This window comes from Methyloversatilis universalis FAM5 (assembly GCF_000214035.2).
GTDB classification, from domain to species: domain Bacteria; phylum Pseudomonadota; class Gammaproteobacteria; order Burkholderiales; family Rhodocyclaceae; genus Methyloversatilis; species Methyloversatilis universalis.
The window spans coordinates 86784-109514 of record NZ_AFHG01000041.1; the positions used below are offsets into that span (position 1 = coordinate 86784).

Genomic DNA, 22731 nt, shown 5'->3' on the forward strand with positions numbered 1-22731 from the left:
AGAGCGAGAGAGACCATGGAAAACCCGTACATCCTGCACATGTTCAGCCCCACCAACAACATCAGCCCCTTCGATGTGAACATGGCGTGCGACGCCGGTTTCCAGGTGCTCATGCCCTACTCCGGTGTCGGTCTGGACCAGATCTACGGCCTCACCCAGGACGCCATCTTCTCGCGCGGCCCCAATGGCGTGAAGCGCACCGGCATCTTCATCGGTGGCCGTGACATCGGCATGGCCGCCGACATGCTGGACGCCTGCCGCGGCGCCATGGTGCCGCCGTTCGAGGTGTCGGTGTTCGCCGACCCGTCCGGCGCCTTCACCACCGCCGCCGCGCTGGTCGCCTGCGTCGAGCGCCAGCTGCGCAAGGCCCACAACACCGAACTCGAAGGCAAGACCGTGCTGGTGCTCGGCGGCACCGGCCCGGTCGGCACCGCCGCCGCGGTGCTGGCGTCCAGCGCCGGCGCCAAGGTGCTGGTCGGCAGCCACTCCAGCGCGATGCGCGCCCGGGTGGCATCCGAAGTGGTGAATGCCCGCTACGGTTCGTCGGTCGAGCCGGTCGAAGCCGGTTCCAACGAACAGAAGGAAGGCCTGATGCCCCAGGCCAACGTCATCCTCTGCACCGCCAAGGCCGGCATCCAGGTGCTGAGCAAGGCGCAGCTGAAGAACGCGAAGTCGCTGCTGGTCGCCGCCGACGTGAATGCCGTGCCGCCGGCCGGCATCGAAGGCCTGGGCGTGATGGACGACGGCAAGCCGCTGGAATCCGGTTCCGGCAAGGCGGTGGGCATCGGCGCACTGGCGATCGGCAACGTGAAGTACCTGTGCCAGCGCGGCCTGTTCCAGCGCATGATCAACACCGACAAGCCGGTCTATCTGGACTTCCGCGACGCCTTCGCCACCGCGCGTCAGCTGGTTGCCTGAGTCCGGTCCGGCTCTGACGGAACGGCGGCCGGTGTCTCACTGGCTCATCGTGGCAGGCAGCGCGCGACCGCTTGCGCAGGCCTGCGTCGACGCCGGCATGAGCTGTGACGTGATCGACCCCTGGGGCGACGCCGACACACGGGCACTGGCGCGGCGCCATGCCCGCGCCGTCATCGGCGAGGACGGTTTCGAGACCGCGCTGCCCGGGCTGATCGGGCGCATGCGACGCGAGCACGGCTGGGACGGCATCATCGCCGGCTCGGGCTTCGAAGCACGGCCGGATGCGCTGACCGCACTTGCGGCTTTCGCGCCGGTGCTGGGCAATGACGCAGCAACGGTTGCACGCTGCAAGGATCCGCGGGCAGTCGCGGAAGCCGCCCGGGCAGCCGGACTGCGCAGTCCCGACATCCGTCTGCACGACGGACCGGATGCCATTCCTGACAGCGGCTGGCTGGTGAAACCGCTCGGCGGCTGCGGCGGCCTCGGAATACGGCATGCGCGCAGCGGCGAAGCGGTGCCCGCCGGACATTACGGCCAGCGATGCGTGGCCGGCCAGCCCGCTTCGATGCTCTTTCTGGCCGACGGCCGGCAGGCGCGGGTGATCGGCATGAGCCGGCAGACGCCGGGCAGCCTGGCCGGTCCTTACGCATGGTGCGAAGCGACCGGCGATCTGCCCTGCGACCGCTCGGTCAGCGCGCGACTGGAACGCTCGCTGGACCGGCTGAGCGCAGCCTTCGGGCTGCGCGGGCTCAACGGCATCGATCTGGTGATGGATGCCGACGGCGAGCCGGTGCTGATCGAGATCAATCCCCGCCCGACCGCAACCATGATGCTGTACGGGCACCGGGTTGCCGGCGGTCTGTTCGCAGCGCACATAGCCGCCTGCCGTGGCCGGCTGACGGACGTGAATCCGGTGGCCGGTGCGGTGAAGGGGCTGCGTGTGGTGTACGCGCCCCGCGACATGACGGTCGGCGACGACGCGCGCTGGCCGCGCTGGTGCGGTGACCGCCCTGCGGCCGGCAGCGTCGTGCCGCGCGCCGCGCCGCTGTGCACGGTGCATGCGGAAGCCGGCGACGGCGCGGCGGCAGGCCGGCTGCTGAAGCAGCGCGAACGCGAGGTGCTGGACATGTTCGGCGTCCATCCGGACGCCGCGCAGATGATGACAACAGTCTTTTCCTGAGGAGAACGAAATGAGCAGTCCCGAACACGGACCGGTACTGACCGGCGCACAGCCCAGCGTAGGCAAGCATGTGATGGCTCTGGTCGAAGGTCTGGTGCGCGACGCCGATGCACTGCGCATCAAGGTCGACGCGCTGCCCGGCGGCGGCCGCGTGATCGACGCCGGCATCAACGTGCCGGGCGGCATCGAAGCCGGCCGCCGCATCACCGAAATCTGCATGGGCGGCCTCGGCACCGCCACGTTCAACACGCGTGAAGCGCACTGGCCGCTCATCATCAACGTGCATTCCACCCACCCTGTCGTCGCCTGTCTGGCCAGCCAGTACGCCGGCTGGAGCCTGTCGCACGGCGAGGGCAAGGACGCCTTCCACGCGCTGGGTTCCGGCCCGGGCCGCGCGCTGGCGGTGAAGGAGCCGCTGTACAAGGAACTGGGCTACAAGGACGACGCGCAGCACGCCGTGCTGGTGCTGGAAGTCGACCGTCAGCCGCCGGCCGAAGTGCTGGCCAAGATCCGCCGCGACTGCAATGTGCCGGACGATGGCGTCACCCTCATCCTGACCCCGACCCGCAGCCTGGCCGGCACGGTGCAGGTGGTGGGCCGCGTGCTGGAAGTGGCGCTGCACAAGGTGCACGCACTCGGCTTCCCGCTGCAGCAGATCGTCGATGGCTCGGCCAGCGCACCGATCGCGCCGCCGGCGCCCGACTTCCTGAACGCCATGGGCCGCACCAACGACGCCATCCTGTTCGGCGGCGTCGCCCAGCTCTATGTCGACTGCGAAGACGACGCCGCGGCAGACCTGGCGCAGAAGCTGCCCTCCTCCGCTTCGCGCGACTACGGCCGTCCGTTCGCCGAGGTGTTCAAGGAAGTGAAGTACGACTTCTACAAGATCGACCCGATGCTGTTCGCGCCGGCCCGCGTGGTGGTGAGCAATCTGCGCACCGGCAAGAGCTTCCGCGCCGGCCAGATCAACACCGAGCTGCTGGCGAAGTCCTTCGGCGAGGGCAAGTGAGCCCGTGCTGAAGTCGCATCCGGCGGGTCAGGCGAGGCCTTCGCCTGACATCGCCATCGTCACCGACGATCCGGGCTGGCACGGCAAGCGGCTGGTCGAGGCCTTCCGCGCGCGCGGTCTCAGCGCGCGCTATGTCGCGCTCGGCGAGTGCCACATCGACCTGCAGCGCGGCATTTCCGGCGTGGTGATGCCCGGCTTCGAACAGGCGCTGCCGCAGGCGGTGTTCGTGCGCGGCGTGGCCGGTGGCTCGCTGCAGCAGGTGGTGCTGCGCATGGATTTCCTGCACTACCTCGGCGAACTGGGCATACCGGTCTACAACCACGCGCGCGCGATCGAGAAGAGCGTGGACAAGGCGATGACCAGCGTGCTGCTGCATCACGCGGGCATCCCGACGCCGCCGACCTGGGTGACCGAACAGGACGCCGAGGCGCGCGCGGTGCTGATGCGCGAATTCGCCGCCGGGCACGACGTGCTGGTAAAGCCGCTGTTCGGTTCGCAGGGCGAAGGCATCGTGCGGCTGAAGGCCGGCGACGCGCTGCCGGCAGCGGAAACGCTGGGCAATGTCTGGTACATGCAGCGCTACAGCGCACGCTCGCGCGACAGCGTGGGCGAGTGGTCGGACTGGCGGGTCATGGTGATTGCCGGCCGGCCGGTGGCCGCCATGCTGCGTCGGGGCAAGAGCTGGCTCAACAACGTCGCCCAGGGCGGCGTGTGCGAAGCCATTCCGGTGTCGCCGGACGATGCGCTGATGCAGCTGGCGGTCGACGCCACCCGCGCCTGCGGCATGGATTACGCCGGCATCGACATCCTGCGTGACGACCACGGCCAGCTCACCGTGCTCGAAGTGAACAGCATACCGGCATGGAAAGGCCTGCAGGGCGTGACCAGCCTGAACATCGCGCAGGCGCTGGCCGACGATCTGATCACGCGCATCCCGCGCGCGGGCGAGATCGCGTGCTGAGCGCGGTGAACCACGAAACGCTGGAAGCGCTGTTCCGCCGCGCCTGCCGGCTCGACATCGAAGCGCTGAAGCCGGGCAATGTCGGCCTGCACGGCGACGGTCACCGCATGCAGGTGGCCGACTTCATCGCCAGCGCCGACGCGGCAGCGGCGCCGCTGTGTCGCCCCGGCGCCACAGTCGGCGAACGGATCGAGGACGCGATGCGCGCGACCTGGGCCGCGGTCGGCTGCAACACCAATCTGGGCATCGTGCTCGGCTGCGCACCGATTGCGCATACCGCACTGCAACGAAAGCCGGACGAAACGCTGCGCCATTCGCTGCAGCGCACACTGACCGCGCTCGATGTCACCGACGCGTCACACGCCTATGCGGCAATCCGTCTGGCGCATCCGGCCGGCATCGGGGAACGATCCGAACACGATGTGGCCGAAGCGCCGTCGATCACGCTTAAGCAGGCGATGGACATCGCGGCGCACCGCGACAGCATCGCCGCACTGTACGCAAACGGACATGCACTGGTGTTCGATCATCTGCTGCCCAGATTTATTGCAGCGCGTCGTTCATGGTGCAGCGAAGCATGGGCGGCGACCACTGTGTTCATGTTCTGTCTCGCATTGATTCCCGACACCCATATCGCGCGCAAACATGGTGCGGAAACGGCGCGTTCGATCCGCGAAAAAGGCGTGCAGATGTACGATCGGCTTGAACAATGCGGCGATCCGGTTATGATGCAAGACGCGCTGCTGGCATGGGATGAAGAGCTTAAAAACCACGGAATCAATCCCGGTACGAGCGCCGACCTCACCGTGGTGACGGCCTTTCTGGCCGGTGTGATCGAAGAAACCTGCGCCCAGCGCGAGAAGAAGTTTTGATCCTGTGTTTCGCACCCCGGAACATGGGTTATCCACCCGGGGGGGGAAACCCCCTATAACTGCCTTGTAAATGAGGAGATTCAATATGGCGAAGATTAACGGTCTGCGTGTCGGCGAGTCCCTGGTTGGTGACGGCAACGAAGTTGCTCACATCGACCTGCTGATTGGCCCGCGCGGCAGCGCTGCCGAGACCGCGTTCGCGAACGCCCTGGTCAACAACAAGGATGGTTTCACCTCCCTGCTGGCCGTCGTTGCCCCGAACCTGGTCGTCAAGCCGGCTACCGTCATGTTCAACAAGGTGACCATCAAGGGCGCCAAGCAGGCTGTCCAGATGTTTGGCCCGGCACAGCGTGGCGTTGCCATGGCCGTGGCTGACAGCGTTGCTGACGGCACCATCCCGGCTGACGAAGCCGACGACCTGTTCATCTCGGTTGGCGTGTTCATCCACTGGCTGGCCGAAGACGACGCCAAGATCCAGGACTACAACTACCGCGCGACCAAGGAATCGATCGCACGCGCAGTTGCCGGCACCCCGACCGCAGCCGAAGTGGTTGCCAAGAAGGGCTCGGCCACGCACCCGTTCGCTGCCAACTAAGTCTTACGACTCGGTTACAGCACACGTGCTGAAGACGCCTCCGGCCGCAAGGCCGGAGGCGTTTTTCTTTTGTTCAGTCCTGACGCGACCGTAAGGCGCGGTCTCCGGCATCACGCTCTCACGCGTCCTTCCGTTTCACCCGGTTTCCATGCGCAGCACACTCCAAGCCCCCACACGCGCCACCCGCAGGGAATGGACGGGTCTCGCGGTCATCGCGCTGCCCTGTCTGGTCTACGCGATGGACCTCACGGTGCTCAACCTGGCCCTGCCGGCGATCAGCGCCGACCTCAGGCCCGACCCGGCGCAGCTGCTGTGGATCATCGACATCTACGGCTTCATGGTGGCCGGCCTGCTCATCACCATGGGCACGCTGGGCGACCGCATCGGCCGGCGCCGGCTGCTGCTGATCGGTGCCGCGGCCTTCGCGCTCACCTCGCTGCTGGCCGCCTTCGCACATACGGCCGAAACGCTGATCGCCGCCCGCGCGCTGCTGGGCATCGCCGGTGCCACGCTGGCGCCGTCCACGCTTTCGCTCATCCGCAACATGTTCCATGACGAGCACGAACGGCAGTTCGCGATCGGTATCTGGATCACCGCGTTTTCGGTCGGCAGTGCCATCGGTCCGCTGGCCGGCGGTCTGGTGCTGCAGCACTGGAGCTGGGGCGCCACCTTCCTGCCCGCGGTGCCGGTCATGCTCCTGCTGCTGGCACTCGGCCCCACGCTGCTGCCGGAGTACCGCGACCCGCAGCCCGGACCCATCGATCCGGCCAGCGTGGTGCTGTCCATCGCCGCGGTGCTGAGCTGCATCTACGGGCTGAAGCAGGCCGCGGCACACGGGTTCGGCCTGACCGAAGCCGCCGCGCTGGCGGCCGGCATCGTGTTCGGTCTGCTGTTCGTGCGCCGCCAGCGCCAGCTGACCGATCCGCTGCTCGACCTCGCGCTGTTCGCGCGACCGGCCTTCAGCGCCACCATCGCCGCCTACGCGCTGTCCTGCCTTGCCATCTTCGGCGTCTACATCTTCATCACCCAGTATCTGCAGTGGGTGCTCAGCCTGTCGCCGCTGCAGGCGGGTCTGGCCATCCTGCCGTGGTCGCTCGGCTTCGTGTTCGGGTCGCTGCTCACGCCGCGCCTCGCGCGCCGTGTGGCGGCCTCGCGCATCCTGATCGGCGGCATGGCGGTGACCACCGCCGGCTTCGCGCTGCTGTGCGCCACCGGCGGGCCGCACACGCTGCTGGTGCTGATCGCCGCCACCGTGGTCATGAGTCTGGGCATGGCACCGGTATTCACCGTGGGCAATGACATCATCGTCAGTTCGGCGCCGGCCGAACGCGCGGGCGCGGCCGCGGCGCTCTCGGAAACCAGTGCCGAATTCAGCGGCGCGCTGGGCATCGCGCTGTTCGGCAGCCTGGGCACGCTGATCTACCGGCACGGGCTGGAGGCTCGACTGCCGGGCAGTGTCAGCCCCGGCACCCTGGGCGACACGCTGGAACAGGCTGCGGCCGCCGGCGCTGCCGGCGAAGCGCTGGCGACCGCGGCGCGGGCCGCTTTCACCGACGCGCTGCAGTTCACCGCGCTGTGCGGTGCGCTGCTGGTCGGTGCGGCCTGCGTGCTGGTGATCCGGCTGCTGCGCACGCGGGACTGAGACGCGCGCCTCAGCCTTGCGTCTCCAGCCGCTCCGCCAGTTCGATCACGCTCGTGACCGACAGATCGACCGCTGCCGCTGCCTGCGCCTCGCCGAGTCCCGGGCCATGCTCGTCCGGGCGCGCGACAAAGGCGGTACGCAGGCCGGCGGCGGCGGCGGCCTCCAGATCGGATGAATGGGCAGCCACCATCATCACTTCATGGGGCGCCAGATCGAAGGCATCGGCGGCCGACAGATAGACCACTGGCTTGGGCTTGTAGTCACGTGCCAGTTCGGCCCCGGTGATCGCGTCCCAGGGCAGGCTGTTGCGCCGCGCCAGATTCACCATCAGCGCGATATGCCCGTTCGAGCACGGCGCCAGCCGGTAGCGCGCACGCAGCCGCTGCAGGCCGGGCGCCACGTCCGGCCAGGCATCGAGGCGGTGCCAGGCCAGGTTGAGGTCGACCCGGACCGCCTCGGCGGTGTCCTGCAGTCCGTGCTGCGCCAGCACGATATCGAGATTGCGGCGGTGCAGGCGGTCGAGCTTGCAGAACGGAATGCGGCCGGCCCGCACTTCCTCCATCGCCGGCTGGTACTGCGCCCGCCAGTCGTCGGCGAAGGCAAATGGATCGACCCGGTCGCCGAACACCGCCGCGACCTCGCGCGCGATCGAGCCGCGCCAGTCCACCAGGGTGCCGAACACGTCGAACACCAGCGCCCGCACCTGCTTCACTGCCTCCTCCATGCCGCTCTCCTCCGCTCCGCTGACCCGTGACTGCACGGCATGCGATTATCCGCGCTCCGCACTTCAGGCGCATGCACCATGCCACCGCAGCCGCTGCACATCCGCCCCGCCATTGCCGACGACGCGGCGGACATCACCCGTCTGGTAAACACCGCCTACCGGCCGCAGGCAGGGGAGGAAGGCTGGACCCACGAATCGGCCCTGATCCGCGGTGCGCGCACCGACCCGGCCGCGGTTGCGGCACTGATCGCCTCATCCGGCGACCATGCGGTCCTGCTGACCGGCCTGCTCGACGACGCCCTGGTCGCCTGCGTGCGCATCGAAGCGGATGCCGACGGCGCCCATATCGGCATGCTTGCGGTGACGCCGGCCCGGCAGACCGGCGGGCTCGGCAGGCAGATGCTGCAGGCGGCCGAAGACTGGGCGCGCACGCGCTTCGGTGCCACCGTGGCGCTGCTCACCGTGATCGGCGAACGCACCGAACTGAAGGCCTTCTACCTCCGGCGCGGCTACCGCGACTGCGGCCGGCGTCTGCCCTATCCGGCCGACGGACGCAGCGGCCAGCCGCTGCGCGGTACGCTCGATCTGCACCTGCTGGAAAAGGATCTGGCCGAGCGCGCGTGAGCTTGCCGGCGACGCCGGCACACCGTCACAATCGCCCGCGCACCGCACCCCTCTGCCACCACACACGACCTCTCAGGACGAACAACTGCGATGACCCTGCAGCGCCTGCTCGTTTCACTGCTTCTGTGCGTGACCACGCTCGCCGCCTTGGCCCAGCCGACACAGACCGTGGTCGACATTCCGAGCCGGCCCGGCGTGACCGAACGACTGCTGGTCGTTTCACCGCCGGCGGCACGCGGGTCGGTGCTGCTGCTGGCCGGAGGTCACGGCGGTCTGCAGATCCAGTCCGGCGGCGGCATGAAGTGGGGCGACGGGAATTTCGTGGTGCGCACCCGCCGCCCGTTCGCCGACCGCGGCCTGCGGGTGGCGGTGCTCGACGCGCCCTCGGACCGGCAGACCGCGCCCTTTCTCGCCGGCTTCCGGCAGACACCGGAACACGTGGCCGACATCCGCGCCGCGATTGCCTGGCTGCGCAGCCAGGGGCCGGGACCGGTGTGGCTGGTGGCCACCAGCCGCGGCACGCAGTCGGCCGCCCATGCCGCCATCGAACTGGCCGACGCCGGCGGCCCGGACGGTCTGGTGCTGACCTCCACCATCCTGTCAGACAGCCGGGGCCGGCCGGTGCCGGCCATGGCCCTCGAACGCCTCCGCATCCCGGTGCTGGTGGTGCATCACGACCAGGACGGCTGCAGCCACTGCGCGCCGGCCGACCTGCCTGCGCTGACCGGGCGGCTGAGCGGCGCATCGCGCAGCGAAACCATGATGGTCAGCGGCGGTGAAAGCCGCGGCGACCCCTGCGAGGCCTTCGCCTTCCACGGTTTCAACGGCATCGAAGCCGAAGTGGTGGGCCGCATCGTCGACTGGATGCAGCTGCCCTGAGCCGGCCACGTCCTGCCCCGCCCCGCACTCTCCTTTCCATCCCTTCACGGAGCCCGCACTTGAACACCCGGAAATCCACCGTCCTCTCCGCCTTCGCCCCGCTCGCGCTGGTCGCGCTGCTGCATGCCGGCACTGCCGGCGCCGCCGCACCGGCCGCCTTCACCGGTCCGGATTTCAGCGGCACTTATGACTGCACCGGGCAGGATCACCACGAAGGCCCGTATACCGGCACCGTCACGCTGGAGCGGGTGGCCGCCCAGAGCACCGGGGCCTACGGCGCCTACACCTTTACGCTGGACGTGCCCGGCTATGGCGTCTATCGCGGTCACGCCGCCTCGCACGGCCGGCAGATGGCCATCCACTTCGCGCTGCCGGACCAGAGCACCCGCGACTACGGCACCGGCATCGCCCGCTTCGAACGCAGCCGCTCCGGTGACTGGCGCTTCCGCAAGTTCTACTACGAACCGGAATTCAAGGACGGCAACCACGGCTTCGAGGACTGTGTCCGCCGCAAGCGGGACTGAGATCGTCCTGTAACACTGGGCGGTCACACTGCGCTGCGATCCTTGATTGCTGTCATGAAGTGAGTTGATACACGGTTGGCCGACCTCCCCCCGGGTCGGCCATTTTTTTGCCGCGCACATCGTCCTGTCACGAGGCGGTCACAGTTCATTCATAAAGTCCGCAGCGGCGAATCGCCAGACCCCGGACTCCCAGATCATGAGCATCGAATTCACCGACGTGAGCCCCGCGCTGCGTCGCATCGTCATCACCGGCCGGCTCGACGTGCCGGGCACCGACGCCATCTCGACCCGCTTTGCCGCACTGGCCGCCAGTTCCGAGCACCGCATCGTGGTCGATCTGACCGGCGTGGCGTTTCTCGCCTCGATGGGCATCCGTGCGCTGGTGATCAACGCCAAGGCACAGCAGCAGCGCGGTGGCCGGCTGGTGCTGTTCGTGGGCCAGAACGACGCGGTCGGCAAGGTGCTCGACGCCACCGGCATCCCGCAGATGATTCCGGTCTTCAGTGATCTGGCCGACGCCGAGCGTGCGGCACTCGCCTGACGACGACACACGGGTACTGCACGGCTTCGGCGCCGCGATGGCCGACGCCACGCGCTGGCTGCATGCCCGCAGCGCGGCGCAGGCGGTGCCGGCCGACGCGGTGGCGCGGCTGGACCAGTGCCTGGACGAAGCGCTGGCCAACATCGCCGCCCACGGCGGCGACGCCGCGCTGCCGGTCACGCTGCATTTCGATGTCAGTGCACTCGGCGGCCGCTGCGAAGCGGTGCTCGTCATCCGCGACCACGGCGCCGCCTTCGATCCGCTGACCATCGAGCCGCGCCCGCAGGCGGGATCGCTCGAAACGCTGCAACCGGGCGGGCTGGGCATCACGCTGATGCGTCATTTCGCCGACCGCCTGCATTACCGCCGCGAGGACGCCTGCAATCACCTCACGGTGGTGGTGGCCTGGTCCGAAACCGTCTGATCCGCGGCGCGCATTCCCGCCCCCTGAATACGCCTCCACAGCCCTTCATGTCTTCCGACCCGATACGGCGCACGCCCTTCCAGCGCAGCGCCACCGACCGCCGTGCACGCAGCGACGCGGTACCCGGCTGCCGTCGCGGCAGTGATCGCCGCAGCCGCCCGATCACCTGGCTGGCGCTGTTCCGCGACGCTGACCCGGAGCGGGTCGAAAACGCTCTGGCCGGCTGCGAAGTGCTGGCGCTCCCCGCCGGCACGCCGCTGCTGCGGCCGGGCGAGGCGAATGACGCGGTCTATCTGCTGCTGTCCGGAAGACTGGGGGCGGTGCTCGACAGCCGTGCGCCCGCGACCTCGGCGGTTGAAGTGCTGCCGGGCGAAACCGTGGGCGAAATGTCCGCCGGGGACGGCCAGCCGGTGTCGGCGCTGGTGCTTGCGCTGAGCGACGCGCGGGTGCTGCGGCTGCCGCGCGAACTGTTCTGGCAGCAGCTCAGCACGCTGCCGGGCATCGCCCGCAACCTGCTGTCGGTGGTGTCGGTGCGCATGCGGCGCAGCAACGAAGTCATGCTCAGAGCACAGCGACGCCAGCTGGAACTGGAATACCTGCAACAGGAACTGGACGTGGCGCGCCAGCTCCAGGCCAGCATGCTGCCGCACCGCGAACCGCTGTTTCCGGAGCGCAGCGACATCGACGTGGCCGCCCGCATCGCGTCCGCCTCGGCGGTGGGCGGCGACCTGTACGACGCCTTCCTGGTCGACCCGCACACGCTGTTCTTCTGCGTCGGCGACGTGTCCGGCCACGGCATTCCGGCCGCGCTGTTCATGGCGCGGGTGGTGGGCCTGGTCCGCATCACCGCGATGGGTGTCCGCGCACCGGAGCTGCTGCTGCGCCAGGTCAACGACCAGCTGTGCGAAGGCAACGAGGTGAACATGTTCGTCACGCTGCTGTGCGGCTTTCTCGACACGGTCAGCGGCCGGCTCCGCTACGCCGCCGGCGGTCATCCGCCGCCGGTGCTGCTGAACGACGAGGGCGCGCGGCTGCTGCCGTTGCCGCGCGGCGCCCTGCTCGGCGTGTTCGAACAGGTCGCGTTCGAAGCCGCCGAAGTCACGCTGCACCCCGGCGATACGCTGCTCGGCTATACCGACGGTCTGACCGAAGCGCCGGATACGGACGGAGAGGAATTCGGCGAGTCGCGCCTGCTGGCCCGCACCGCCCGCCACGACGGCGACGCTGCCACGCTGATCGCCGCGCTGCGCGATGCGGTCAGCGCCCACGCCGGCGGCCGTCCGCTGCCGGACGACCTCACGCTGCTCGCGCTGCGCCGCCCGCCGCGCTGACGCGTCAGTAGGTTTCGGCCTCGATGCCCAGCACCGCCTGACGGACGTGGCCTTCGGAGCCGGGCACGAAGCTGCATTCGGTCGACGCCCCCTCGCAGCCGCCGAGGATGGGGCAGCGGCCGAACAGTTCGGCCGCCCAGTCGACGAAGGCGCGAACCTTGGGCGACAGATGACGGTTGTGCGGATAGACCACCGAAATCGGCATCGATGACGGCCGCCACTGCGGCAGCACCTCGCGCAGCGCGCCCGACTGCAGGTGGGCCTGCACCATGAAGCGTGGCGGCTGGATCAGGCCGAAACCCTGCAGGCCGCTGGCGACGTAGGCATCGCTGTCGTTCACCGACACCTTGCCCGGTACCTTCACCTCGGTCACCTCGCCCTCCACGACGAAATCAAGGTCGTAGATGCGTCCGGTGCGGCTCGAAAAATAATGCACCGCGCGATGATGCTGCAGGTCGGCCAGCACGCGCGGTTCGCCGTGACGGTCGATGTAGTCGGGCGACGCGCAGGTGACTGTTTCCATCGTGCCGATGCGCCGACCCACCAGCGACGAATCCTGCAGTTCGCCGACGCGGATGACGCAGTCGACGCTCTCGCGCACCAGATCGACCGGGCGGTCGCCCATGCCGATCGCCAGTTCGATGTCCGGATAGCGGCTGTGGAATTCGCACATGCGCGGAATCAGCACCAGCCGGCCGATCGGCGGCGGCACATCGATGCGCAGCTTGCCGCGCGGGCCGCGCGACACCTCGCGGAACGACGTTTCCGCCTCCTCGACGTCGGCCAGGATGCGTGCGCAGCGTTCGTAATAGGCCGCGCCGTCCGGCGTCAGGCTGATGCGACGCGTGGTGCGGTTGAGCAGCCGCACCTGCAGCAGATTCTCCAGCTGCTGTACCGCGGTGGTGACGGTGGCGCGCGGCAGGCCAAGGCTGTCGGCCGCCCGCGTGAAGCTGTTCGAATCCACCACCCGAACGAAAACCTGCATGGCCTGGAAGCGATCCATGGCACTCCCCGCGGTGTAAACAGACGCCTGCTGCCGTCCGACCGGGCGGCAACAGTGGTGATCAATTGTTCAGACTACGATAACAGTGTTATCGGATTTGCACAGTTTATCCATCAATCACCAACATCGACAATCCGCTCACGCCTTGACGCCGGCATGCCTGGCCCGGATTGACCGATGACTTCCGCCGTACCGCCCTCCTCTGCCACGCCGCCCGCCGGCGCCTCCGCCCCTCAGGCCGCGCTCCGGATACGCAATCTGGACATTGCCGGCCCGAACGGCCGGCTGCCGCTGCGCCTGTATCAGCCGGCGGCCGAAGCGCTGCTGCCGCTGGTGCTCTACCTGCACGGCGGCCGTTTCGTCGGCGGTTCGCTCGACGACGCCGAGCCGATGGCCCGCCACATCGCCGGCCACCTGCCCGCGGTGGTGGTGTCGGTCGATTACGCGCTGGCGCCGGCACACCCCTTCCCCGCCGCGCCGGAAGACGCCTATGCCGCGCTGCGCTGGGCGGCGGAACACGCTGCCTCGCTGGGTGCCGACGACCGGCGCATCGCGGTGGCCGGCGAAGAGGCCGGCGGCAATCTGGCCGCCTCGCTCGCGCTGATCGCGCGCGACCGGCAGGACCTGAAGATCGCCGCCCAGGTGCTGATCGGCCCGATGCTGGACCCGAGCATGACGCGCGCCGGTCATGCCGCACCGCTGCCCGCCGCGGTCAGCGCCGCGGATTTCGCGCACTGCTACCGCCAGTACCTGCCGCAGCTGTCGCAGCGCCTGCACCCGTATGCCGCACCGCTGGAATCCTGCCGCCAGGCCGGCCTGCCGCCCGCCTACATCGCCACCGCGGCCCAGGACCTGCTGCACTGCGAAGCCGAAAGCTATGCCGGCGCACTCATTTCGGCTGGCGTGCACACCCAGGTCGAACGCTACGCCGGCGCCGATCATGCCGCTCTGCTCGCCCATCCGCAGCTGCGCGACTGCCTGCTGCAGTTCCTGCGCTGCCGGCTCGGCGCCTGCAGTGACGCCGGGCGCCCCTGAACACCACAACAACAGCCACACATTCATCGCAACCGGGAGCTCTGCCATGACCTTGCCCTACAGGCGCACCACCCTCGCACTGCTGCTCACCTCACTGCTCGCCGGCGGCGGCTTCGTCGCGCTGCGCGCGCAGGCCGACCCGCCGAAGGCGGCCGCCGCACCGGCCGCACCCGCGGTCGAGGTGGCGGAAGTGAAGCCGCAGACCATCATCGACTGGCAGGACTATTCCGGACGGCTGGAAGCCGTTGACCGCGTGGACATCCGTCCGCTGGTGTCGGGCACGCTCACCGCGGTGCACTTCCGCGACGGTGCCTACGTGAAGAAGGGCGAGGTGCTGTTCACCATCGATCCGCGTCCGTACGCGGCGGAGGTGGAGCGCGCGCAGGCCCAGCTGGCCGCCGCCCAGACCCGCGCCGCCTACAGCGCGACCGAACTGGCGCGCGGCCAGCGTCTGTCCGCCGACAACGCGATCGCCAAGCGCGACCTGGACGAGAAGCAGAACGCGGCCCGCGAAGCCGATGCCCAGGTGCAGGCGGCACAGGCCGCGCTGACCGCGGCGAAACTCAATCTCGAATACACCCGCATCGTGGCACCGGTGTCCGGCCGCATTTCGCGCGCCGAAGTGACGGTGGGCAATATCGTCGCCGCCGGCGCCGGTACGCCGCCGCTCACCACGCTGGTGTCGGTCGACCGCATCTACGCCGCCTTCGACGTGGATGAACAGAGCTTCCTGAAATACGTGAATCCGGCGCAGCGCAGCAAGGCCGAACCGGTGCCGGTCTATCTCGGCCTGGCCGACGAGGACGGTTACTCGCGGCGCGGCGGCATCTCGTCGGTCGATAACCGGCTCGACACCTCGTCCGGCACCATCCGCGTGCGCGCGGTGTTCGACAACGCGGACGGCCGGCTGCTGCCGGGCCTGTATGCGCGCATCCGCCTGGGCGGCGGCGCGCCGCGCGAGGCGGTGCTGATCGACGAACGCGCCATCGGCACCGACCAGGACAAGCGCTACGTGCTGGTGCTCGACGAGCAGAACCGTACCGCCTACCGCGAGGTGCGGCTGGGCGCACGGCAGAGCGGCCTGCGCGTGATCGAGAGCGGACTGGCGGCCGGCGAGCGCATCGTCGTGAGCGGCCTGCAGCGCACCCGGCCGGGCGACACCGTGGCGCCGAAAGAGGTGCCGATGAACCGCGAAAGCCTGGTCGACGCCCCGGCGCAGCCGGCCCGTCAACGTGCCGCCGTGAAGGCCTGATGCCATGAACATTTCAAGGTTCTTCATCGACCGGCCGATCTTCGCCGGCGTGCTGTCGGTCATCATCCTGCTGGCCGGCGCGCTGTCGCTGTTCCAGCTGCCGATTTCCGAATACCCGGAAGTGGTGCCGCCCTCTGTCGTGGTGCGCGCCCAGTTCCCGGGCGCCAACCCCAAGGTGATCGCCGAAACCGTGGCTTCGCCGCTGGAAGAGGCGATCAATGGCGTCGAGGACATGCTGTACATGCAGTCGCAGGCCAACAGCGACGGCAACCTCACGCTGACCGTGTACTTCAACCTCGGCATGGACCCGGACAAGGCGCAGCAGCTGGTGCAGAACCGGGTCGCGCAGGCGATGCCCCGGCTGCCGGAAGACGTGCAGCGCCTGGGCGTCACCACGCTCAAGAGTTCGCCCACGCTCACCATGGTGGTGCACCTGATTTCGCCGGACGACCGCTACGACACCACCTATCTGCGCAACTATGCGGTGATCAACGTGAAGGACCGCCTGGCGCGCATCAAGGGCGTCGGCGAGGTCGGCCTGTTCGGCGCCGGCAACTACGCGATGCGCGTGTGGCTGGACCCGCAGAAGGTGGCCCAGCGCGGCATGACCGCGACCGACGTGGTGCGCGCGATCCGCGAACAGAACGTGCAGGTGGCCGCCGGCGTGATCGGTGCCTCGCCCAGCGGCCGCGACGTGCCGCTGCAGCTTTCGGTCAATGCGCAGGGCCGGCTGCAGAGCGAGGAGGAATTCGCCAACATCATCCTGAAGTCCTCGCCGGACGGCAGCATCACCCGGCTGGCCGACGTCGCGCGTGTTGAACTGGCTGCGTCGGAATACGGACTGCGTTCGCTGCTGAACAACAAGCCGGCGGTGGCGCTGCCGATCCGCCAGGCACCGGGTGCGAACGCGCTCGACGTGTCGGCCGCGGTACGCGAAACCATGGCCGAACTGGCCAAGGATTTCCCGCCCTCGGTCGAGTACCGCATCGTGTATGACCCGACGCAGTTCGTGCGCGCGTCGATCAAGGCGGTCATCACCACGCTGCTGGAAGCGATTGCGCTGGTGGTCCTGGTGGTCATCGTGTTCCTGCAGACCTGGCGCGCCTCCATCATTCCGCTGCTGGCGGTGCCAGTGTCCATCGTCGGCACCTTCTCGCTGATGCTGGGCTTCGGCTACTCGATCAACGCGCTGTCGCTGTTCGGCATGGTGCTGGCCATCGGCATCGTGGTCGATGACGCCATCGTGGTGGTCGAGAACGTCGAGCGCAACATCGCCGAAGGGCTGTCGGCACGTGAGGCGACCTATAGAGCGATGCAGGAAGTGAGCGGCCCCATCATCGCGATCGCGCTGACGCTGGTGGCGGTGTTCGTGCCGCTGGCCTTCATGACCGGCCTGACCGGCCAGTTCTACAAGCAGTTCGCGATGACCATCGCGATCTCGACCGTCATTTCCGCCTTCAACTCGCTCACGCTGTCGCCGGCGCTGGCCGCCCTGCTGCTGAAGGGCCACGATGCGAAGCCGGACGCGCTGACCCGGGTGATGAACGCGCTGTTCGGCGGCTTCTTCGCGCGCTTCAACCGCTTCTTCAACCGCAGTTCGGAGCGCTACGGCAGCGGCGTGAAGGGCGTGATCCGGCACAAGGGCGCGGCCATGGGCGTGTATGCGCTGCTGCTCGGCGCGACGGTCGGTCTGTCGTATCTGGTGCCCGGCGGCTTCGTGCCGGCGCAGGACAAGCAGTACCTGATCAGCTTCACCCAGCTGCCGGCCGGTGCGTCGATCGACCGGACCGAGGACGTGATCCGCCGCATGGGCGACATCGCGCTGGCGCAGCCTGGCGTCGAGAGCGCGGTGGCCTTCCCCGGGCTGTCGATCAACGGCTTCACCAACAGTTCGAGCGCCGGCATCGTGTTCGCCACGCTGAAGCCCTTCGACGAGCGCCGGAGCCCGGAACTGTCGGCCGGCGCCATCGCTGCGTCGCTGAACGCCAAGTTCGCCGACATCAAGGACGCCTACATCGCGGTGTTCCCGCCGCCGCCGGTCATGGGTCTGGGTACGCTGGGCGGCTTCAAGCTGCAGCTGCAGGACCGGGGTGCGCTCGGCTACGCCGAACTGGATGCGGCCAAGGAAGCTTTCATCGCCGCCGCCGCGAAGGCGCCAGAACTGGGTCCATCCTTTTCCAGCTACCAGATCAACGTGCCCCAGCTCGACGTGGATCTCGACCGGGTGAAGGCCAAGCAGCTCGGCGTCGGCATCACCGACGTGTTCGACACCATGCAGATCTATCTCGGCTCGCTGTACGTGAATGACTTCAACCGCTTCGGCCGCGTCTATCAGGTGCGTGCCCAGGCCGACGCGCCCTTCCGCGCCGAAGCCGCCGACATCCTGGCGCTGAAGACGCGCAACGCGAATGGCGACATGGTGCCGCTGTCCTCGCTGGTCAAGGTGAAACAGAGCTTCGGCCCGGAAATGGTGGTGCGCTACAACGGCTACACCGCGGCCGACATCAACGGCGGCCCGGCGCCCGGCTATTCGTCCGATCAGGCGCAGGCCGCCGCCGAGCGCATCGCGGCGGAGGTGCTGCCGCGCGGCGTGAAGTACGAATGGACCGACCTGATCTACCAGAAGATTCTGGCCGGCAACGCCGGAGTGTGGGTGTTCCCGATCAGCGTGCTGCTGGTGTTCCTGGTGCTGGCCGCGCAGTACGAAAGCCTCACGCTGCCGCTGGCGGTCATCCTGATCGTGCCGATGAGCATCCTGGCCGCGCTGACCGGTGTCTGGCTCACCGCCGGTGACAACAACATCTTCACCCAGATCGGGCTGATGGTGCTGGTCGGGCTGTCGGCGAAGAACGCCATCCTGATCGTCGAGTTCGCCCGCGAACTGGAACTGCGCGGACACGGCATCGTCGAGGCCGCGATCGAAGCCAGCCGGCTGCGGCTGCGCCCCATCCTGATGACCTCCATCGCCTTCATCATGGGCGTGGTGCCGCTGGTCACCTCGAGCGGCGCCGGCTCGGAAATGCGTCATGCCATGGGCGTGGCGGTGTTCTCCGGCATGCTGGGCGTCACCTTCTTCGGCCTCTTCCTGACGCCGGTGTTCTACGTGCTGCTGCGCAAGGCCTCCGGCCGCAAGCTGACCCACGCCGGCCATACCCCGCTGCCCGATGTCGCAGCGGCGGCCCACTGATCCGGAGCAAGACATGAACGCATTCGATCTCTCTGCCCTGCGTCGCGGCGTCGTGCTGAGCGTAAGCCTGCTCGTGCTGGCCGGCTGCTCGGTCATGCAGACCTACGAGCGCCCGGCGGTCGATACGCCGCAGGCCTTCAAGGAAGCGGCGGCGGGCAACAGCGACTGGAAGCCGGCCCAGCCGTCGGAAGACCAGGCGCGCGGCGAATGGTGGACCGTGTTCGGCGACGACCGCCTGAACACCCTGGTCGCCCGGGCCATGGACGCCAACCAGGACCTGAAGGCCGCGGCCGCGCGGCTGGCCCAGGCGCGGGCGCTGGTGCGCGACGCCCGCTCGCAGCAGTCGCCGCAGGTGGGCGCGGGCTTCGGCCCGACCCGCCAGCGCCAGTCGCCCGCCGCCCGCGGTCTGGACGACGGCGCTGACGGCAGCGCGCTCACGCTGTGGCGCGCCCAGGCCACCGTGTCCTATGAGGTGGATCTGTTCGGCCGGGTCGCCGCCGGCGTCGACGCCGCAACCTTCACCGCGCAGCAGCGCGAGGCGCTGTTCCGCTCACTGCAGCTGGCCTTGCAGGCCGACGTTGCCCAGACCTATTTCCTGCTCGGCGAACTGGACGCCGAACAGGCGCTGTATGCGAGCACCGTCACGCTGCGGGCCGATGCGCTCCGGCTGATGCAGCGGCGCTACGACGAGGGCGACGTGAGCGAGCTGGAACTGGCCCGCGCGAAGACCGAACTGGCGTCGGCGCAGTCGGAATCGCTGGGCGTGTCGCGCCGGCGCGCCAGTGCCGAACACGCGCTGGCGCTGCTGACCGGCCGTGCGCCCGCGGACTTCGCGCTGGAGGCCCGGCCGCTGCAGGCGGTCACGGTGACGGTGCCGCCCGGCCTGCCATCCGCACTGCTGGAGCGGCGACCGGACATCGCTGCCGCCGAACGCGCGATGGCGGCCGCCAACGCCCGCGTCGGCATCGCGCAGGCGGCCTGGTTTCCGCGGCTCAACCTGACCGGTGCGCTGGGCTACGAATCGTCCGAACTGGGCAATCTGTTCCAGTGGAGCACGCGCAGCTTCGTGCTCGGGCCGCTGGTCGGCACTGCGCTCACGCTGCCCATCTTCGACGGCGGCGCGCGCGAAGCCGGTCTGGAGCGCGCCCGTGCCGCCTATGAGGAAGATGTGGCCCACTACCGGCAGACCGTGCTGAACGCCTTCCGCGAGGTCGAAGACCAGCTGGCCGCGCTGCGCATCCTGGCGCAACAGACGCAGACCCAGAACGAGGCGGTGCGCGCCGCCGCGCGCGCGGCAGAACTGTCGCAGATCCGCTACCGCGAAGGGTCGGTCAGCCAGCTCGACGTGATCGACGCCGACCGCAGCGTGCTGCTGCAGCGCCGGGTCGCCACCCAGCTCGAAGGCGAACGCGCGCGGGCTGCGGTCGGTCTCATCCGTGCGCTGGGCGGCGGCTGGGCGCAGGCTGCACCGGACACGACATCCGCATTACCATCCGACGCAGGGCCGGACCAGATCCTGCACGCACGCAATCACTGAGGAGAAGCACCATGAACACGCAACAGAAAGTCGCCTTCATCACCGGCGGCAACCGCGGCATCGGTCTGGAAACCGCACGTGGCCTGGGCAAGCTGGGCATCGAAGTGGTGATCGGCGTACGCAATCCGGACAAGGGCGAAGAAGCGGTCGCCGCGCTGCGCGCCGAAGGCATCCACGCCTCGGCCATCGGCTTCGACGCGGAAAAGCCGGAAAGCTTCCGCACCATCCATGATCACTTCGAGCGGGTCTATGGCCGGCTGGACATCCTGGTAAACAACGCCGGCATCGCGCTGGCCGACTTCTTCGCGCCGAATGCCAGCACGGTGTCGCAGGACGTGCTGCGCCGTACCTTCAACGTCAATCTGTTCTCGGTGATCGAACTGACCCAGGTGCTGCTGCCGCTGATCCGCAAGGCGCCGGCCGGCCGCATCGTGAACCTGTCGTCCATCCTCGGTTCGCTCGGTGTGCACAGCGCGCCGGATTCGCCGATCGGCCCGGCCAAGGAAGTGGCCTACAACGCCTCCAAGACCGCACTCAATGCCTTCACCGTGCATCTGGCGGCGGAACTGAAGGGTACTGCGATCAAGGTGAATTCCGCCCACCCGGGCTGGGTGAAGACCGACATGGGCGGCCCGAACGCGCCGATGGAACTGGCCGACGGCGGCAAGACCAGCGTGCAGCTGGCCACGCTGCCGGCGGACGGCCCGACCGGCGGCTTCTTCCACATGGGCGAAGCGCTGCCCTGGTAAGCGACAGGATTCAAGCAGCAAGCTTCAAATCGAGGCCGTGCGGCAATTCATCGCCGCACGGCCTCGCCGGCAGTGTCGGCTTATCGGGTCACTGTGCCGCCCTCCGGCGCAGAACACTTGTGCGCCGCGGCTCGCCCGCGTGCCGCACCCGCGCTAGATTCGCGGCTCCTCATCACGTTTCCGGAGCCCGTCTTGAGCCGCCCTGCCATCCTCGTCGCCCGCTACGTCCTGCCCGAACTGCTGGACCGCCTGTCGCAGCATTTCGAGGTCGAATCCAACCAGGCCGATCAGCTGCTGTCACCGTCCGAACTGATCGCCCGGCTGCAGGGCAAGCGTGGCGCCTTCATCACCGCCAACGAGAAGATCGACGCCGCGCTGCTCGACGCCTGCCCCGACCTGCGTGCGGTGTGCACGATGGCGGTGGGCTACAACAACATCGACCTCGCCGCCTGCACCGCACGCGGCATCGCGGTGAGCAACACGCCGGACGTGCTGACCGAATCGACCGCCGACTTCGGCTTCGCGCTGATGATGGCGGCCGCCCGCCGGGTCACCGAAAGCGAGCGCTTCCTGCGCGCCGGACAATGGACCCACTGGACCTACGGCCTGATGAATGGCGTCGACGTGCATGGCGCCACGCTGGGCATCTTCGGCATGGGCCGCATCGGCCAGGCCATCGCGCGGCGCGGCGCACTCGGCTTCGGCATGAAGGTGATCTACCACAACCGCAGCCGGCTCTCGCCGGACATCGAGGCGCCGCTGGGCGCGCGCTGGGTGGACAAGGACACGCTGCTGCGCGAGGCCGACCACCTGGTGCTGGTGGTGCCCTACTCGCCGGCAGTGCATCACGCCATCGGTGCGGCCGAACTGGCGCGGATGAAACCGACCGCCACGCTGACCAATATCGCGCGCGGCGGCGTGGTCGATGATGCGGCGCTGGTCGACGCGCTGCGCGCGCAGCGCATCGCCGCCGCCGCGCTCGACGTGTTCGAGGGCGAACCGAAACTGCACCCGGGCCTGCTCGGCCTGCCCAACACCGTGCTCACGCCGCACATCGCGAGCGCCACCGGCGCCACCCGCAAAGCCATGGCCGACCTCGCCGCCGACAACCTGATCGCCATCCTGACCGGCGGCACACCGCCGACGGTGCTGAATCCGGAGGTACTGCAGCGCTGAGGCCGCATCGCGGCGAGGCGCCGCGCCCACAAAACCCGCTCAATCCTGCACCCGAACCTCCGGTGGGAGCGGCGCCCCCCGCCGCTATCGGGCCTTCAGTCACGCGCCGTCTCCGTTTCAACGTCGAAATCGCGGCGAGGGCGCCGCTTGTATGTTCACCTTCGGCAAGCGTAGTAGTGGACGCTTGTCGGGCGGAGGGACGAGCGCCGCATCTGACGGCAAGCACGTACAGACAGTGGGAGAGATGTCCCGCCTTCACCCCAAGCACCGATGAGGAATCCTTCGGACCGCGTCCGTCACGGTACCGACCATATCCTGCAAGCCTGTGCCCCGGTGATCCCGACAAGCCCTTCAACCTTAGTCCGGAGGTGCTCATCGTGACAAGTCAGACCGAATCCACTTGCTTTGGCATCGACGTCTCCAAGCGCTGGCTGGACATCGCCGAGCACGGCCGCTCGCCGGTACTGCGCATTGACAACACCGCCGCGGCCATCCGCGGCTGGCTGCGCACCTTGCCCCCGGGCGCTGTGCGCTTCGCCTGCGAGTCGACTGGCACCTACCACCGTCT

General features: G+C 68.7%; 21 protein-coding genes and 1 pseudogene. 20 read left to right on the forward strand and 2 right to left on the reverse strand.

Translation table 11 applies throughout. From position 1 onward, the window contains the following. Positions 1-15 precede the first annotated feature (15 nt). The 7 genes from METUNV1_RS07075 (at position 16) to METUNV1_RS07105 (ending at position 7177) form a co-directional block, all read left to right on the forward strand. The gene (locus tag METUNV1_RS07075) at positions 16-918 is read left to right on the forward strand and encodes an NAD(P)-dependent methylenetetrahydromethanopterin dehydrogenase (RefSeq protein ID WP_008060288.1); all 903 of its coding nucleotides are present in this window, start codon (positions 16-18) and stop codon (positions 916-918) included. Between the two features lie 31 nt (positions 919-949). After that, positions 950-2098: an ATP-grasp domain-containing protein gene (locus tag METUNV1_RS07080; RefSeq protein ID WP_043359292.1), complete on the forward strand. Its 1149-nt coding sequence runs from the start codon at positions 950-952 to the stop codon at positions 2096-2098. Positions 2099-2108: 10 nt separating this feature from the next. Further along, the gene (gene mch, locus METUNV1_RS07085) at positions 2109-3107 is read left to right on the forward strand and encodes a methenyltetrahydromethanopterin cyclohydrolase (RefSeq protein WP_008060290.1); all 999 of its coding nucleotides are present in this window, start codon (positions 2109-2111) and stop codon (positions 3105-3107) included. A 4-nt stretch (positions 3108-3111) separates the two neighbouring features. After that, complete coding sequence (locus METUNV1_RS07090; protein WP_008060291.1) at positions 3112-4068, forward strand: ATP-grasp domain-containing protein; 957 nt, start codon at positions 3112-3114, stop codon at positions 4066-4068. Positions 4069-4073: 5 nt separating this feature from the next. Then, on the forward strand, positions 4074-4940 hold the full coding sequence (locus METUNV1_RS07095) for a triphosphoribosyl-dephospho-CoA synthase (RefSeq protein WP_043359320.1): 867 nt from the start codon (positions 4074-4076) through the stop codon (positions 4938-4940). 85 nt (positions 4941-5025) lie between these two features. Continuing rightward, positions 5026-5535, forward strand: coding sequence for a formaldehyde-activating enzyme (fae, locus tag METUNV1_RS07100; RefSeq protein ID WP_008060293.1), 510 nt, complete (start codon positions 5026-5028; stop codon positions 5533-5535). Positions 5536-5683: 148 nt separating this feature from the next. Further along, a complete protein-coding gene (locus METUNV1_RS07105; RefSeq protein ID WP_008060295.1) occupies positions 5684-7177 on the forward strand; it encodes an MFS transporter in 1494 nt (497 codons plus the stop codon). Between the two features lie 10 nt (positions 7178-7187). On the opposite strand, the gene METUNV1_RS07110 is transcribed toward METUNV1_RS07105, so the two are convergent. Next, entirely contained in the window at positions 7188-7901 is a 714-nt protein-coding gene (locus METUNV1_RS07110) for a haloacid dehalogenase type II (protein WP_008060297.1), read from the reverse strand. Between the two features lie 78 nt (positions 7902-7979). Between METUNV1_RS07110 and METUNV1_RS07115 the strand changes: the two genes are divergently transcribed. The 6 genes from METUNV1_RS07115 (at position 7980) to METUNV1_RS07140 (ending at position 12224) form a co-directional block, all read left to right on the forward strand. Then, the gene (locus METUNV1_RS07115; protein WP_008060304.1) at positions 7980-8525 is read left to right on the forward strand and encodes a GNAT family N-acetyltransferase; all 546 of its coding nucleotides are present in this window, start codon (positions 7980-7982) and stop codon (positions 8523-8525) included. Between the two features lie 90 nt (positions 8526-8615). After that, positions 8616-9404 carry an alpha/beta hydrolase gene (locus METUNV1_RS07120; RefSeq protein WP_008060305.1) on the forward strand — a complete coding sequence of 263 codons (789 nt, stop codon included), beginning with the start codon at positions 8616-8618 and terminating at the stop codon, positions 9402-9404. Between the two features lie 59 nt (positions 9405-9463). Beyond that, positions 9464-9928, forward strand: coding sequence for a hypothetical protein (locus tag METUNV1_RS07125; protein ID WP_008060306.1), 465 nt, complete (start codon positions 9464-9466; stop codon positions 9926-9928). 196 nt (positions 9929-10124) lie between these two features. Further along, on the forward strand, positions 10125-10469 hold the full coding sequence (locus METUNV1_RS07130; protein ID WP_008060307.1) for an STAS domain-containing protein: 345 nt from the start codon (positions 10125-10127) through the stop codon (positions 10467-10469). Beyond that, complete coding sequence (locus METUNV1_RS07135) at positions 10453-10893, forward strand: ATP-binding protein (protein ID WP_008060308.1); 441 nt, start codon at positions 10453-10455, stop codon at positions 10891-10893. Before METUNV1_RS07130 ends, METUNV1_RS07135 begins: the two co-directional genes overlap by 17 nt. Before the next feature lie 47 nt (positions 10894-10940). Beyond that, positions 10941-12224, forward strand: a complete 1284-nt coding sequence (locus METUNV1_RS07140) for a PP2C family protein-serine/threonine phosphatase (protein ID WP_008060309.1) — start codon at positions 10941-10943, stop codon at positions 12222-12224. A 4-nt stretch (positions 12225-12228) separates the two neighbouring features. Here METUNV1_RS07140 and METUNV1_RS07145 read toward each other — a convergent pair whose 3' ends face one another. Then, on the reverse strand, positions 12229-13227 hold the full coding sequence (locus METUNV1_RS07145; protein ID WP_008060311.1) for a LysR family transcriptional regulator: 999 nt from the start codon (positions 13225-13227) through the stop codon (positions 12229-12231). 177 nt (positions 13228-13404) lie between these two features. Between METUNV1_RS07145 and METUNV1_RS07150 the strand changes: the two genes are divergently transcribed. From METUNV1_RS07150 to METUNV1_RS07180, 7 genes and pseudogenes are all read left to right on the forward strand, one after another. Next, a complete protein-coding gene (locus METUNV1_RS07150) occupies positions 13405-14262 on the forward strand; it encodes an alpha/beta hydrolase (protein ID WP_008060314.1) in 858 nt (285 codons plus the stop codon). 46 nt (positions 14263-14308) lie between these two features. Then, the gene (locus tag METUNV1_RS07155; RefSeq protein WP_008060316.1) at positions 14309-15514 is read left to right on the forward strand and encodes an efflux RND transporter periplasmic adaptor subunit; all 1206 of its coding nucleotides are present in this window, start codon (positions 14309-14311) and stop codon (positions 15512-15514) included. A gap of 4 nt (positions 15515-15518) precedes the next feature. After that, on the forward strand, positions 15519-18701 hold the full coding sequence (locus METUNV1_RS07160; protein ID WP_008060318.1) for an efflux RND transporter permease subunit: 3183 nt from the start codon (positions 15519-15521) through the stop codon (positions 18699-18701). Positions 18702-18714: 13 nt separating this feature from the next. Then, positions 18715-20238: an efflux transporter outer membrane subunit gene (locus METUNV1_RS07165; RefSeq protein ID WP_043359297.1), complete on the forward strand. Its 1524-nt coding sequence runs from the start codon at positions 18715-18717 to the stop codon at positions 20236-20238. 11 nt (positions 20239-20249) lie between these two features. Continuing rightward, positions 20250-20987, forward strand: coding sequence for an SDR family oxidoreductase (locus METUNV1_RS07170; RefSeq protein ID WP_008060321.1), 738 nt, complete (start codon positions 20250-20252; stop codon positions 20985-20987). Positions 20988-21179: 192 nt separating this feature from the next. Then, positions 21180-22163 carry a 2-hydroxyacid dehydrogenase gene (locus tag METUNV1_RS07175; protein ID WP_008060323.1) on the forward strand — a complete coding sequence of 328 codons (984 nt, stop codon included), beginning with the start codon at positions 21180-21182 and terminating at the stop codon, positions 22161-22163. A gap of 368 nt (positions 22164-22531) precedes the next feature. After that, positions 22532-22731 (forward strand): annotated as a pseudogene (locus METUNV1_RS07180) (IS110 family RNA-guided transposase); the annotation flags it as partial.